Here is a 14,949-nt window from a genome sequence, read left to right as displayed (position 1 = left end):
AATGGAAGGGGTTGAGAGTACAAAAGGGAAACGAATGAATCGTTCGGGATTTTGGAATAGTGGGGGTGCTGCTTCGGCCGCTATCGAGTCAAAGAGATGGGCAAGGTTTGCGCCTGCAGCCCCCTCATCCGCCCTGCGGGCACCTTCTCCCCGCTGGGGAGAAGGGGTGTCTGCCGCAATGCCCGGTGCAACTTCAAGCGTCTCTTGTTGCAAGCGGTGCCGCGTGTTCCCGCCTTCTACCCATTGGGGAGAAGGTGCCCGAAGGGCGGATGAGGGGGCTCCGGGTGATGCCGCCACCCACCCATCACGCCGAGCGCTGATCCGCCGGCCCCTCGGCCCGCGCCAGGTTCAGCGCACTGTTGATCAGCCCGATATGGCTGAACGCCTGCGGAAAATTCCCCAGCATGCGCTTTGACCCCGGATCATATTCCTCCGCCAGCAGCCCGACATCGTTGCAAATCGCCAGCAGCCGCTCGAACAGCTGCAGCGCATCCTCCTGCCGCCCGATCATGTAGTAGGCGTCGACGAGCCAGAAGCTGCAGGCGAGGAAGGCGCCTTCGCCGGGTGGAAGGCCGTCATCCACTTCCTGCGTCTCGTAGCGCAGGAGCAGGCCGTCGCGCAGCAGCTTGCGCTCCACCGCCTCGACGGTCGCCACATAGCGCGGATCATCCGGCGCGATGAAGCCGACCATGCCGAGATGCAGCAGGCTCGCATCCATCGCGCTCGAGCCGTAGGCCTGGGTGAAGCAGCCGAGTTCGGCGTTGAAAGCCTTTTCGCAGACCTCGGCATGGATGCGGTCGGCGATCGCGCGCCAGCGGGCGGCTTCTTCGGGCTCGCCGTCCGCCTCGGCGATCTGGACGGCGCGGTCGAAGGCCACCCAGGCCATGACCTTGGAATAGGTGAAATGCTGGCGTTCACCGCGCACTTCCCATATGCCCTCGTCGGGCTGCACCCAGACCTTTTCCAGGAAGGGCAGGATGGCGATGGCCAGTTCGCGGCCGCGGTGATGCGGCGGCAGGCCGCCCTTGCGCGCCTGCAGCAAGGCATCTGCCACCTCGCCATAGACATCGAGCTGCACCTGCTCGGCGGCGGCATTGCCGATGCGCACCGGCGCGGAGCCTTCGTAGCCCTTCAGCCAGGGCACCTGCCATTCCAGCAGGTTGCGCTCGCCGGCGACGCCATACATGATCTGCATCTGTGCCGGCGCACCGGCAACGGCGCGCAGCAGCCAGCTGCGCCAGGCGCTCGCCTCCTCGTAGTAGCCGAGCTTCATCAGGGCGAGCAGGGTCAGCGTCGCGTCGCGCAGCCAGCAATAGCGGTAATCCCAGTTGCGCGGGCCGCCGATCTTTTCAGGCAGGGAGGTCGTGGCCGCGGCGACAATGCCACCCGTCGGCATGTAGGTGAGCGCCTTCAGCGTGATCAGCGAGCGCTTCACCTGCTCCGTCCACTTGCCTACCTTGGGGCATTTCGCGGCAAAGGACTGCCAGAATTCCTCGGTATCCGGCAGTGCATATTCCACCTGCCGCTGGGCCGGCTGCGGCAGGTGCGAGGGGGACCAGGTCAGCGTGAAGATCTGCTGTTCGCCGGTCGCGACCTCAAAAGAGCCGACCGTGCTCAGCCCGCGGCCTTCCAGCGGCACGGCGCAGTTCAGCGTGAGCCTGTCCGGGCCGGCAATGGCGGTGATGCCGCCATCCTCGCCATGCGTGACCCAGGGAACGGTGCGACCGTAATCGAAGCGGAGATTGAGCTCCATGTCGAAGGCGACGGTGCCGCTCTTGCCCTCGACAATGCGCATCAGGTCGCTGGTGCCATCGCGCAACGGCATGAAGTCGGTGACGACAGCGGTGCCGGTCTCGGTCTGGAATTCGGTTTCGAGAATGAGCGTGTCTTCGCGGTAGCGGCGCGTGGTGCTGTATTTGCCGCCCGAAGGCGAGAGCGACCAGAAACCGTTCTCCTCCGTGCCGAGCAGGGCGGCGAAACAGGCGGGAGAGTCGAAGCGCGGAAAACACAGCCAGTCGATCGAGCCGTTTCTGGAGACGAGTGCTGCGGTCTCGCAATCGCCGATAAGCGCGTAATCCTCGATAAGTGCCGTCACCATAACCTCCTCAGCATGTCAGCCGGGCTTTAGGTAGGGCTTGTACGCGGAGGTCAACCGCGACGGGTTTCCGGCCGGCGACGAGCCACGACGTTTTGATGGATGGTGAGGACAACTCCAACCTCCGGTGCCCAAAGTGAGGTGGAGCGCAGTTGGCGCGCAGCATTGTGGAACATCCGCCGCCTAGATCATCCGCCCGCCGTCATCTCCACCAGCCTCCTGTACCGCGGGTGATCGCGGATCGTGTCGAGGTCCGGATCGCTGGTCCACCAGTGGCGGTGCACGGAGGCGATCGGGAGGACCTTTTCCAGGAGGTCGAGCGCCGCATCCTGGTCTCCCATGTTCAGATAGGCGCAGGCGATATTGTACATGGCGTTGAGATCATCGGGGTCGATGGCGAGCGTGCGGGCCGCCCATTCCCTGGCGCGGTCGCATTCGCCGAGATAGGCCAGCATCAAGGCTCCGAGCTGGGCAGGGCTCGAATTCTCGGGATGCTGGCTGAGTTCGCGTTCGGCCCGCTCCAGGCCCAGCCGGCCGGCCCGCTGCATGTCGGCGTGGCGGCCGAGCTTGAGATAGATGCAGGCCAGGAGCGCGGCGGAGCGGTAGTCGTCGAACCGCAGCCGGGTGGCGCGTTCGAACAGGGTGGCAGCTCGTTCGAAATCGCCATTTTCGAAGAAGAAGCGCGCGAAGAAATAGTTTGCCTCATGCAGATCCGGATCGAGCGTGAGCGCCAGCTCGAATTCGGCGGCTGCTTCATCGCGCTGGCCGCCATATTGCAGGGCGAGGCCGCGCGAGGCATGGGCGTCGGCGAGATCGGGATCGAGTTCCAGCGCCCTGGCGCTCGTCGCGAGGATGCCCTCGATGGAGATATCGGCATATTGCCAGGAGTGGAGAACGGAATCGCAGAGCGCGATGCCGGCATAGGCGCGCGCATAATCAGGATCGATCTCGGCCGCCTTCGAGAACATGCGCCGCGCCAGCAGCATGTAGGATCTCGAGCACATGTGCAGGAATTGCCGGCCCCGGAGGTAATAGGTGTAGGCCTTGACATCCTCCGTCGGCGTGGCGTCGATCGCCGCTTTCTCATCCGGCAGCAGCCTGACCTTCAGCTGCTCGATGATGGCGTGGGCGATCTCGTCCTGTATGGCGAAGATATCGGTCAGTTCGCGGTCGTAGCGCTCCGCCCAGAGATGGCTGCCATCCCGGCCGTCGACGAGCTGCCCGGTAATGCGGACTCGGGCGCCGGCCTTGCGCACGCTGCCTTCCAGCAGGAAGCCGACGCCGAGTTCGCGGGCCACCTGCTCGATCTTCACGGCCCGGCCCTTGTAGGTGAAGCTCGTGTTGCGGGCGATGACATGCAGGCCGGAGATTTTCGCGAGGTCGGTGATGATGTCTTCGGTAATGCCGTCGGAGAAATATTCCTGCTCCGGGTCGCCGCTCATGTTGCTGAAGGGCAGGACGGCGATCGAGATCCTTTTCGGCACTCGCGGCCCGGTGCGGGAAGACATGCCCTGATCGAACTTCACGCGGTAGCAGGCGATCGGCTCGGCAATGTTCTTGACCCGCTGCTCGCCCATCGGCTCGAAGGCAAAGGCGAGCTTGCCGGAAACCTCACTCGAAACCTTGCCCGAAACACAGATGCCGCCGGGCTCGGCAAGGGCCTGCAGGCGGGCGGCGATGTTGACGCCCTCGCCATAACGATCCTCGCCCTCGACGATGACCTCGCCGAGATTGATGCCAATCCGTATTTCCAGCGGGGTGCTTTCCGCAGCACCGGCATTGCGCCTGATCATGCCGCGCTGCAGGGCGGCGGCGCATTCCACCGCATCGACGACACTGCCGAATTCGGCCAGCAACCCATCACCCATCAGCTTGAAGATGCGGCCATTATGCTGGCGGATTTCCGGCTCCAGCAGCTCCTTGTGATCTGCCCTCAGCCGCTGGAACGTACCGGCCTCATCCTGCTCCATCAGCGCCGAATAGCCGGCGACATCAGCGGCGAGAATGGCTGCGAGCTTGCGTTCCATGCCGGTCCCCTCGATGAGCATGCTCTCGAGTGGGAGTGTAGCATAGGCGCGAAAGCCAGTCTGCTTCGCTGCAGAGATCGGGGCTGGGCCGGGACATTACGCAGGGGCGGCCGACGGGTAGGGGTGCCCTAGGCAGATATCCTGCGCAATGCGCCGTCTTCCACCTACAGCAACAGCCGCTCCAGGCTGCCCTGGTCCTTCACGCCATGCTGATAGAAATGCAGGATCTGGATCGCCAGTTCCTCGCGTTCGCCGTCCGTGGCGATATGCCGTGCCGCACAGATATGGTCATAGACGCTCTGGCAAAGAGCGACATCTTCTTCCTGCATCGGCGTCTGACTCGCCGACATTTTCTCTCTTATCATCGACATTCCCTCAAACGTCCCCCCGAACGTTCTAGGGCGCAGATTGTGTTCTTCAATAAAAAGTAGATCACGTCCTCGTGCAGCCCCGTCCGCCCTGGGGATTTCTTCAATGCCTGTTCACGATGTTACGCATGTAATAGCAACAGATCCGCGCTTGCGGTAAAGGAAGGAGAAGGGCCGCCCGGTTCAACAGGTTGGGCAACCCTTCTCCACTGGGTTTGCAGCATCCAGCGTGGAACATTGTAGGCCTGAATAATGGAACCGCAATTTCACTTTTTAAATCGCGGCGAAATTATTTCAGCTGTTGCTTAATAAATACCCGGCGGAGCTTTCCGCCGGGTATTTGTTTAATTTTTGCACAGTTAAAACGGAGACTTGGCAGTCTTTTTGACTTGTCAGACCGCCACAGCCATCTGCGCCTCATCCATCTGGGCGAGGCACCTCGCCTGATCGAGTGGCCGGCCGAGTTCCTCATAGCGGGCGGCGGCCTCGGCGAAGGCGGCGACGGCGCGGATTCTGTTGGCCTGGGCTTGGCGCTGGACGCCGCGGGCCTCCCATAGAGCAGCCGCCCAGGGGCCGCCCTGCCACATGCCGGCAATGCGTTCGGCCTCGTTCAGGCGGCGATCGACCTGGTCGAGATTGCCGGCCTGGGCGAGCGCGATCGCGGACGCCGTGCGCAGGCCCATGGAGCAGGGCTGGCAGGCGCCCGGGGTCAACAGCCGGTCGCCGGTGAGGATGGCTTCGGCGACCTTTTCCTTGCTGGTGGCGGAGCGCACGGCGAGCGCCTGCAGGCGCAAGAGCAGGTGGCCTGACAGCCAGGATGCCTGCGCATCGGCAAATGCCTTCTGGATGAAGCGGGCGGCGCGCCATTTCTGGCCGCGGGCAAGCGCGATCTCGGCCAGCCGCTCCAGCACCAGCACCCGGCCGGATATGGCATTGGCTTCCACATGCAGGCGCTCGGCCTCAACAAGCAGGCGTTCGGCCTCATCGAGATTGCCGGCGCAGCGGGCGATTTCGCCGAGGATAAGGCAGGCGAGGCCGCGGCCGGCCACGGATTTCGCCTCGTCGGCGACACCAAGCAGCTCTTCGGCGCTCTCATGGATGAGGCCGTGGCCGCGGGCGTCACACAGGCAGAATTCCGCAAGGCAGAGATGGCCATCGAAGACGGCGGGCACGAAGGCGCTGCGCTTCCTTACCCATTCGGTGAATTCGCTGCGGAAAAGCTCTCGCCACTGGCCCTGCATATGGGCCGTGAGCCCAAGGATGGCGCCTGCTTCGCCGACCTCGCGGCCGAGGCCGGCATCCAGCGCCTCGGCGCGGGTCTGGCGGGCGAGATCGGCAGCTTTTGCGAATTCGCCGCTCTGCAGATGCACGAGCGCCCAGGCAAGGGCAGCGCGGATGCGCTCCACCGGCGCTGCCGGTTGCGCGCCCGATAGAGCCAGCGCCCGCTCGTAAAGCTCGATTGCCGGGCGGCTGGGGCCGACGCCGAGCTCGGCGTGCAGCTTTTCGCGCAGCTGGTCGAACTGGCGGATCGCCTCCGTGCGGTTGCCGGCATCGAGCGCTGCCTGCATGAGGGCGCATTGCGCCTCCTCGTCGGTCGGGTCGAGCGCGATCAGCCGGCGCCACAGTTTGCCAGCGCGCAGCGTCTCCACATAGAGCTGCTGCAGGCGCTGGCGGGGTGCGTCCAGCCATTCGAGGAAGCGGTCGTCCGGCAGCAGCGCGCCGCCATAGAGATCGGCCGCGGCCTCGCATTCGGCCGCGCCCCTGCTGCGCAGCGCAGCCTTTGCAGCGGTCTCGAACCTGATGACATCGGTCTCGATTTCCACGTCGGGCAGGAAGGCGACGATTTCCTTGGTTATGCCGATCGCATCAGGCGCATCCAGCGCCTTGCGGGCGAAATGCAGCGCCTTGCGCAGGTTGGCGCCGGCGGCTTCCGCATCCAGATCCGGCCAGAAGGCCTCCATCGCCTGTTCGCGGTGGATGCGATGCTCGGGCGAGAGCGCCAGCAGCTTGATGATGGCGGCGGCGCGGTCTCGCTTCCAGGCGGCGGCCGGGATTTCGGCACCATCGACGCGGACCGCAAAGCGGCCGAGCAGATCCAGAGAAATTTTCACATTATGCCCCTGTCAGATCAGGCCCGATCGCGGCCCGGAATGTCTCGAAAATGCCATGTCGAAAAAATGTCCCTGCCGGCGTTCCCGCCCGCCGCAGCGAAAGCTGGCTCGGGGAACGCTGGAGGAACGGCCGGTACGTAATGTCGCCATCGTACATCCGGCGCTGGCGATGGCAACACACCCAAGGCAGCGCAGAGAGGATCAACCCAGATTTCGCGACCCCGGCCAAGGCGGCCGGCAAACCAAGAGGACCAAGACCATGTCACTGCGCATCAACGACATCGCCCCCGATTTCACCGCCGAGACCACCGACGGCATGATCAGCTTCCACGAATGGCTGGGCAAGGACTGGGGCATCCTGTTTTCCCACCCGAAGGACTTTACGCCGGTCTGCACCACGGAGCTCGGCTACATGGCGCGCCTGAAGCCGGAATTCGACAAGCGCGGCGTCAAGATCATCGGCCTCTCGGTCGATCCGGTCGACAGGCATTCCGGCTGGGCGATGGATATTGCCGAGACGCAGGGGATGGCGCCGAACTTCCCGATGATCGGCGATCCCACGCTTGCCGTCTCCAAACTCTACGACATGCTGCCGGCTGCATCAGGCGAGACATCCGAGGGACGCACGGCTGCCGACAACCAGACGGTGCGCAATGTCTATGTCATCGGCCCGGACAAGAAGATCAAGCTCGTCATCTCCTACCCGATGACGACGGGGCGCAATTTCGACGAGATCCTGCGCGTGATCGACAGCCTGCAGCTGACAGCCAAGCATCGCCTGGCAACGCCCGTGAACTGGAAGCCGGGCGACGATGTGATCATCGCCGGGTCGGTTTCCAACGATGAGGCGAAGCAGCTCTATCCGCAGGGCTGGAAGGAGCCGAAGCCCTATATCCGCATCGTGCCGCAGCCGATCCTGACCTGAAAGGTGCTGCCTCCCGTAAGGGAATGAATAGCTTGCCCTCAGGGAAGGTCATCCGAAGAGGCGAGGGCGGTAGTGTGCATCCGTCCTCGTCCCATATTCCGCTTTTTTCCATGCAAGCGTATCATCGGCTGCAGCATCGGCCCGAAAATCGGATTCGATTTTGGGAAAGCCTGATGCGGAGATCGAAAAGACAGAGCGTCCCTTGTGCGTCCGAACGGCCGCACGGCGCCCTGGAGCCGGTATCCGTTCGCTTGGCTAGATCGAGATGAGCACATCACGGAGACGACCATGATTTTCCGACAGCTTTTCGACAGTGTTTCCGGCACCTATACCTATCTCATCGCCTCCAGGCGCGGCGGCGAGGCGCTGATCATCGACCCCGTGCTGGAAAAGGTGGATCGCTACATGCAGCTCGTGCGCGAGCTGGACCTGAAGCTGGTCAAGGCGGTCGACACACACCTCCATGCCGACCACATTACCGGCCTCGGCGCACTGCGCGACCAGACCCATTGCATCACCGTGATGGGCGAGCAGACCAAGGCGGATGTCGTCGCCATGCGCGTTGCCGAAGGCGACCGGGTGACGATCGAGGGCATGAGCCTCGACGTGCTCTATACGCCCGGCCATACGGACGATTCCTATTCCTACCTGATGGGCGACCGCATCTTCACCGGCGACACGCTGCTCATCCGCGGCACCGGCCGCACCGATTTCCAGAACGGCGACCCGCGCGCCCAATATGACTCGATCTTCAACAAGCTCCTGCGCCTGCCGGAGGAAACGCTGCTCTTTCCCGCGCATGACTACAAGGGCGACACGGTCTCCACCATCGGCGAGGAAAAACGCTTCAACCCGCGCCTGCAGGTCAAATCGATCGACGAATATGTGGACCTGATGAACAACCTGCACCTGCCCAACCCCAAGATGATGGACGTCGCCGTGCCCGCCAACATCCACATCGGGCTGCATCAGGAGGAGATTGCGCGGAAGGGCTGGGCGGTGAGCGCGAAGGACGCGCTTACGCTCCGCGGGCGCAGCGATGTCGTCATCGTCGACCTGAGGGAGAAGAACGAACGGGAACGGCATGGGGCGATCCCCGGCGCGCTGCATGCGCCCTATGCGGATCTGCAGGAGAATCTGTCAGCGGGCGGGATGCTGCATGAGCTGGCTGCCGCGACGGGGAAGAGGGTGGTGTTTTACTGCGCGTTTGGGGAGCGGTCGGCGATGGCGGTGCAGGCTGCGCAGGATGCGGGGGTGGGGACGGCGTGTCATATTGAGGGTGGGATTGATGCTTGGAAGAAGGCTGGGGGTGTGGTGGGGGTGTGAGGGGTGGCAGGGGTAAGGGCAAGGCTGCTTGAATGCCCGCGGATTGCATAAGACGAGTTGGAGCAATAGGAGATTCGGAGTGTTGAATCACGGCATTTCCGGCCACGCGCTACTTTTCATGCTGCAGTGTCCCTGCGATCCGCTATAAATCTTCTTGGCGATTGATTGTGATGCAGGGAGTTCAGAGAGTTCGTTGGTGCTCGGCTTTCCTTGGGCAATGTCAAGATCTCCATCCCACATTGATCGGCCGTGCGCCTTCATATCCAAGTTTTTGATGAGGACCGCGTACTCGCTGCCCATCTTAGTGAACCAGCGGTCGCACGTATGCGAGGATATGTCAGATCTACAACTTTTCACCGCTGTAATGTCACGAGGCTTTCTTGATGCAAGGATCCAGTTGCAGGCTAAAATGTGGTAAGATTGGCTCAAGCCAATTCGGCTAAAGGGGGTCTACAATTGTTCGGCGATGGTGCTAACATGGCATATCGATTAGCTTCATCTTATATTATGGGTTTTTATTATGGTCGAAATCGCTGTTGAGCCCCAACGCCCGGCAACGTTTCGCGATTGGACAAGAGGTCGCGCAGTTCAAGCTATAGGAACTAACTGGGGTTCTGATGAGTTGCCGTTTCAAAACTGGCGCCGTTTCAAAGAGGCGTTTGCTCCAGAATTAATTGAGCAAGCCGTAAACGAAACAGCTTACTCGCTAGGTCGTGCAGTCAAAACAATATTGGATCCGTTCGGCGGTTCAGGTACCACTGCCCTGGCGTCACAGTTTCTTGGCGTATGTCCCACCACTATTGAGGTAAACCCATTTCTCGCAGACCTCATCGAGGCGAAGGTAGCTTCGTATGACCTCGATAGGGCGGCAAAACTGTACGGTGTCGTGGTGGAAGAGGTCCTAACGGCCGGCCCCGTACGTGAAATGTGGCCGGACGCTCCATCGACGTTTGTCGAGCCGGGCAAGGACGGCAGGTACATATTTTCTCGCGATGTGGCCGAGCGGATTCAAAAATATGTAAATGCAATAAGCAAGATCTCGGATCGTTCCATATCAAGGCTTTTTCGAGTTCTCCTCGGTGGAATAATTATTCCTGTAAGCAACGTTTTGGTCAGCGGTAAGGGACGGCGCTATCGGAACAAACCAAATATGGTTTCCGCTAGCGATGTTGACGAGTTATTCAAAGAAAGAGTTCTTACCGCTCTGTACGATTTGAGGAAGTTTCAGCATCGTCCGTGCGCCGATTATACATTGATGCGAGGAGATGCACGTAAACTTGCTGGATACGGAGAAAAAGTAGACCTTTCTGTCTTTTCTCCTCCTTATCCAAATTCTTTTGACTATACCGATGTCTACAATGTGGAGCTCTGGGTTCTCGGGTACCTGAACGGGGCCGGGAGCAATCGTGCTTTACGCCAAGCAACTCTTCGAAGTCACGTGCAGATCCGCCGCGATATGACGTCAAGTCGGCCTGCTGGCTTGCTGTTGTCGGAAACCGTGGCGGCCCTCAAAGCAAAGCGCGACGATCTTTGGAATGCAAGCTTGCCGGAGATGATCGAGGGGTACGTTGATGACATGTGCACTGTGCTTGAGGGCGTGAAAAGCCGATTAAATACTGGTGGACGAGTTTACATGGTCGTTGGCGATGACCTTGCCCCCAAGTTTTATCCAGTTTTGAGTTCGCTCCAACGGTTTTGGGTTGCTGTATTCGGGGCGGTAGCGGCGGGTTGCGGTGCGGAGCCATTTCGGCTGCGCAGCACCGCATCACGTCGCGGGTTGATTGTCTGAGCGAACTCGGCAGGTGTCATCCAGCCGAGGCCGGAATGCGGTCGGTGATCGTTGTAATCGCTGCGCCAGTTTGAAAGCGCTGATCGAGCTTGGGTCAGTGACGAGAAGAGAGTTTCATTCAAGAACTCGTCTCGCAGCCGCCCATTGAAGCTTTCGATGAAGGCGTTCTGGATCGGCTTGCCCGGCGCGATGTAGTGCCATTCCACCTTGGTCCGATCCGTCCAATTCAGGATCGCATTGCTGGTGAACTCGCTGCCATTGTCGCTGACGATCATCTTTGGCTTGCCACGCCCCTCGATGATCCGGTCAAGCTCGCGTGCAACCCGCAGACCGGAAAGTGATGTATCGGCGACGAGTGCCAGGCATTCCCTGGTGCAATCGTCGACGACCGTCAGCACCCGGAACCTGCGACCGTCGGTGAGTTGATCCGATACGAAGTCCAGCGACCAACGATCATTGGCTGCCATCGGGACAAGCATCGGTGCTCGCGTGCCAATCGCTCGCTTGCGACCGCCGCGCTTGCGCACCGTCAGCTTCTCTTCCCGATAGAGCCGGAAGAGCCTCTTGTGGTTCACAATGTGGCCCTCGCGCCTGAGCAGCACGTGAATGCGTCGATATCCGAAGCGGCGACGTCCATGCGCCAACGCCTTCATTCGCTCGCGAAGGTCATGATCGTCGCTGCGGCTCGTTTCATAACGGATCGTCATCCGGCAAACGCCGATGGCTTTACACGCCCGCCGTTCACTCATCTGATGGTGGCTCATCAGATGCTTGACAGCGTTCCGCTTTGCTGCGGGCGTCACCACTTCTTTCCCAAAAGGTCTTTCAAAGCAGCATTGTCGAGCATGGCATCCGCCAGGAGCCGCTTCAGCTTCGTGTTCTCGTCCTCCAGGGTCTTCAACCGCTTGGCCTCGGACACGTCCATGCCGCCGAACTTGGCTTTCCACTTATAAATACTGGCATCGCTGACGCCGTGCTTGCGGCAAAGCTCCGCGACTGGCGTGCCCGCCTCGTGCTCCTTCAGAATGCCGATGATCTGTTCGTCTGTAAAACGCTTGCGCTTCATTCCCTGGTCCTCTCAATGGGCCAGAGCTTACTTCAAAATGGATTATTTCAACGGGGCAAGGTCAAACTGCGCGAATTGAAGTATGCCGCTTTGCCCGCGTTAAAGATGTTTATACCTACCGCTCGGTGAATGGTGCTACCGCTGTTTTGGGCCTTGGTCACCTCAGCATATGGGTGTTGCGAAGGTGTCGGTGATGCCAACGCGGCAGCCTTGGTGAGTGTCACGAGATTGAGTAGCCACCGGGCTCCGAGGTCTGCTCGGTGGCTAATTTGCTCAGGCTTGGCCCCGCACTGCCCAGGCAATACTCTCAAACCCACGCGGCCCATCCTCTGACCTGCCATCCAGATAAGCCACTCTCAGTGCCTCCCGCAGCCGCTCCCGTCTTGCCTCCGACAATGCCTCGAAGAACGCCGAAAACCGTCCCTGCCCATAGACCTTCGGCAGGTAGAAATCCTCGAAACAGGCGTAGTTCATCGTGATCGTCAGCCTTGCCTCGGTGACATCGGCAAAGCCGGCATTCGCAAAGAGCGCTCGCAGTTCGCCCTCCGCCGTCATCGGCCTCGGGCCGGAGGGGATGCCGTTGCCTTCGGCTTCGGGTTCGACGGCGCGGATCGTGTTCCAGAAGAGACGCCAGCTCGGCATGCCGTCATGGGTCCAGACGGCGGCTGCGGCGGTGGCGTCCGGTTTCAGGACGCGGCGCATTTCGGCGATGGCCTTGTCGGCGTCGGAGACGAAATGCAGGACGAGCAGGGAATAGGCGGCGTCGAAGCTCTTGTCTTCATAGGGCAGGGCGCAGACGTCGCCCTGGCGGGCCGATATCTTCGGGTCATCCGTGCGGGCGCTGAGGGCCGCGACGAAGTTTTCCTCGAAATCCAGGGCTTCGATGGCGGTCACTTCGGGATGGGTTGCGAGCGCCAGCGTCAGGCTGCCGGTGCCGCAGCCGGCGTCGAGGACGCGGCCGTGCGAGGGCACGCCGGCAAAGGCGAGGAAGGGGTCTGCTAGCTTGCGGCTCCAGCGGCCCATGCTGGCTTCATAGGCGTCGGCGCCCTTGGCGATGAAGGTGGATGGCATGGGCGCTCCCAGCAATGGTGCCTTTGCGGGGCGGATATAGGGCGGGCTGGATGCTGCGTCTATCGGAGGGCCGGGGTTTATTCGGTTGCGCCGTAGACACACGCTCTGGCCTCCTGCCATCGACCCATGACGTGGCCTCTGACGACCTTCACGCCGCCGGTTTTCATGGTGGTTCCTGCGGCAGCTGAGAAGAAACCCCTTGGCGATGTTTCCACGCAATACCGACCGCTGGTTTGCCTCTTGATTAATGCTTGCTGATTATGTTCTTATAGTTGAATTATAGGTGACTCATGCAAGCCAGACGGTATCGCGTCATCACGCTGGGCATAGTGCTTGCTGTCGTCGGGGCGGTCGCGCCGCTGGCGGTCATGGCCTATGCCTCATGGCAGATTGCCATCGGCAAGGAACTGTCGGGCCTTCTGCGACAGGCCGAAGACGCTGTCGAGCGGGCAAGTTTCACCTTTTCCGATGCGCGCACGGCACTTGCCGAAGTGAATGCCGCAAATGTCACTCCCTGCTCGCCGCAGCATATCGCGCTCATGCGTGTGCTGACCATAAATACGGCGTCTGTGGAGGAGATCGGTTATTTCGAAGATGGCAAGCTAAAGTGCACGTCATGGGGCGTCACGGAAGCCGATATTGCGAGACCGCGTGTGGATTACACCACCGCTGACGGCGTGGAGGTATCTCTTCGCATTCTGCCTATTGTAAGCCGAGGGAAACATATGACGGCGCTGCACCTGGGCAATCACAATGTCCTTGTGACGCCTTCAAGGTTTGTCGATGTCGAGCTTGGCCGCGGCATATCGCTTGCGCTTTTCAACAATAGCGGGCTGCTGATCGATGGCCGCAACGATCCGGATATTTCGTTCGTCCGGCCCGATGCCGCTTGTGCCGCCGGTGACGATTACGACTTTGTTCTCGAACTTCTTGGTCATTGCCTTGCTCCTTGTTTGCGGCCGGTTGCCGTTGAGAAGGAACATGTCAGTAGAACGCTGGTGCCAGTAGCTAGCAAATGTGTTACCCAGCGTTCTGAATGGAGAACGATGATGCGGACCGACCTGAACGATCTGGTTTATTTTGCCGAAGTCGTGGCGCATGGCGGTTTTGCCGCGGCGGGCCGCCAGCATATCGACAGTAAGGTCACGGGCATCGACGGCGAGAGGATGTTTGCGTCGGTATCCGGCGGTGGTGTCGTCGCTGTGACTTCGGAGCAGACAAGCATGGTGTACGGCCAGCTTCGCCGGGAGCTGACCTTGTTTCTTCCGGTCGGCCTTTTCATCGCCGCGTTCATCGTGGCTATGGTCGTGGTGTTTTCCAGGGGAAAGCTGTCGCCGCGGGCCGAACTGGAGTTTGCGATCCATAGACGGCAGTTCATCGTGCATTACCAGCCTATCATCGAGTTGGCGACGGGTGTCTGCGTGGGCGCCGAGGCGCTGGTGCGATGGCGGCAACGGGATGGCAGCATGGTCCGCCCCGATCTCTTCATCCCCCTTGCGGAGGAAACGGGGCTGATTATGCCGATCACCGATCAGGTGGTCGAGGCGGTCGTAAAGGATATGTCGGCGGTTCTCGCCAGCGACAGGGGGCTGCATATCGCGATCAATCTCTGCGCGGCCGATATCAAATCGGGCCGCTTCATCGACATGATCGCCGAAAAGCTTCAGAACACGGATATTCACAACGAGCAGATCTGGCTGGAGGCGACAGAGAGGGGCTTCATGGACGTCGAAGCCGCGCGGACGAATCTGGAGAGGGCACGAAAAGCCGGCCACTCGGTTGCCATCGACGATTTCGGGACGGGCTATTCCAGCCTCCAATATCTCCAGGGTCTGCCTGTGGATGCGCTGAAGATCGACAAATCCTTCATCGACATGATTGGGCGGGCCACAGCGACGAGTTCCGTAACCCTGCATATCATCGAGATGGCGCAGGAGCTTGGACTGTTCGCCGTTGCGGAAGGTGTCGAAACGGAAGAGCAGGCCGCCTATTTGCGCGAGCACGGCGTCTCGTTCGGCCAGGGCTGGCTTTTCTCAAAGGCGCTTCCGGCGCAGGACTTCCTGGATTTTCGCAAGACCTCGATCGCCAAATTCGGACCGGCGCCGGCGATCATTCGGCTCGTCAAGTCGGTTTGATCCGGAAAATCGAAATTTCCGACAACGCTATCGGGC

9 protein-coding genes are annotated in these 14,949 nt (G+C 61.0%); 3 read left to right on the top strand and 6 right to left on the bottom strand.

Annotated elements, in window-relative coordinates; translation table 11 throughout:
- Positions 1–304: 304 nt before the first annotated feature.
- From LVY75_21130 to LVY75_21115, 4 genes are all read right to left on the bottom strand, one after another.
- Positions 305–2,095 (bottom strand): glycoside hydrolase family 15 protein, encoded by a 1,791-nt coding sequence (locus LVY75_21130; GenBank protein ID XAZ25787.1) that lies wholly within the window; start codon positions 2,093–2,095, stop codon positions 305–307.
- A 188-nt stretch (positions 2,096–2,283) separates the two neighbouring features.
- Positions 2,284–4,122, bottom strand: a complete 1,839-nt coding sequence (locus LVY75_21125) for a tetratricopeptide repeat protein (GenBank protein XAZ25627.1) — start codon at positions 4,120–4,122, stop codon at positions 2,284–2,286.
- Between the two features lie 164 nt (positions 4,123–4,286).
- Positions 4,287–4,472 carry a hypothetical protein gene (locus LVY75_21120; protein XAZ25626.1) on the bottom strand — a complete coding sequence of 62 codons (186 nt, stop codon included), beginning with the start codon at positions 4,470–4,472 and terminating at the stop codon, positions 4,287–4,289.
- Between the two features lie 410 nt (positions 4,473–4,882).
- A complete protein-coding gene (locus tag LVY75_21115) occupies positions 4,883–6,601 on the bottom strand; it encodes a hypothetical protein (GenBank protein ID XAZ25625.1) in 1,719 nt (572 codons plus the stop codon).
- 259 nt (positions 6,602–6,860) lie between these two features.
- Between LVY75_21115 and LVY75_21110 the strand changes: the two genes are divergently transcribed.
- Positions 6,861–7,526 (top strand): peroxiredoxin, encoded by a 666-nt coding sequence (locus LVY75_21110; protein XAZ25624.1) that lies wholly within the window; start codon positions 6,861–6,863, stop codon positions 7,524–7,526.
- A gap of 288 nt (positions 7,527–7,814) precedes the next feature.
- The gene (locus tag LVY75_21105; GenBank protein ID XAZ25623.1) at positions 7,815–8,852 is read left to right on the top strand and encodes an MBL fold metallo-hydrolase; all 1,038 of its coding nucleotides are present in this window, start codon (positions 7,815–7,817) and stop codon (positions 8,850–8,852) included.
- A gap of 1,665 nt (positions 8,853–10,517) precedes the next feature.
- On the opposite strand, the gene LVY75_21100 is transcribed toward LVY75_21105, so the two are convergent.
- Both LVY75_21100 and LVY75_21095 read right to left on the bottom strand, forming a co-directional pair.
- Positions 10,518–11,707, bottom strand: a protein-coding gene (locus LVY75_21100) for an IS3 family transposase (GenBank protein ID XAZ25622.1) whose coding sequence is annotated in 2 segments (ribosomal slippage) — positions 10,518–11,458 and positions 11,458–11,707 — 1,191 coding nt in all. Because the reading frame shifts where the segments join, the coding sequence is not laid out codon by codon here.
- A 273-nt stretch (positions 11,708–11,980) separates the two neighbouring features.
- Positions 11,981–12,778, bottom strand: coding sequence for a class I SAM-dependent methyltransferase (locus LVY75_21095; GenBank protein XAZ25621.1), 798 nt, complete (start codon positions 12,776–12,778; stop codon positions 11,981–11,983).
- Between the two features lie 290 nt (positions 12,779–13,068).
- Here LVY75_21095 and LVY75_21090 point away from each other — a divergent pair, with 290 nt between their 5' ends.
- Entirely contained in the window at positions 13,069–14,913 is a 1,845-nt protein-coding gene (locus LVY75_21090) for an EAL domain-containing protein (protein ID XAZ25620.1), read from the top strand.
- Positions 14,914–14,949: the final 36 nt, after the last annotated feature.

The organism is Sinorhizobium sp. B11, assembly GCA_039725955.1.
GTDB lineage: Bacteria > Pseudomonadota > Alphaproteobacteria > Rhizobiales > Rhizobiaceae > Rhizobium.
This window is presented reverse-complemented; position numbering and strand designations above follow the sequence as displayed.

Bases quoted from the DNA above. Each gene is read 5' to 3' on its own strand.
- LVY75_21105 (XAZ25623.1), top strand. From the start codon at position 7,815: ATGATTTTCCGACAGCTTTTCGACAGTGTTTCCGGCACCTATACCTAT.
- LVY75_21095 (XAZ25621.1), bottom strand. From the start codon at position 12,778: ATGCCATCCACCTTCATCGCCAAGGGCGCCGACGCCTATGAAGCCAGC.
- LVY75_21125 (XAZ25627.1), bottom strand. From the start codon at position 4,122: ATGGAACGCAAGCTCGCAGCCATTCTCGCCGCTGATGTCGCCGGCTAT.
- LVY75_21090 (XAZ25620.1), top strand. From the start codon at position 13,069: ATGCAAGCCAGACGGTATCGCGTCATCACGCTGGGCATAGTGCTTGCT.
- LVY75_21110 (XAZ25624.1), top strand. From the start codon at position 6,861: ATGTCACTGCGCATCAACGACATCGCCCCCGATTTCACCGCCGAGACC.
- LVY75_21120 (XAZ25626.1), bottom strand. From the start codon at position 4,472: ATGTCGGCGAGTCAGACGCCGATGCAGGAAGAAGATGTCGCTCTTTGC.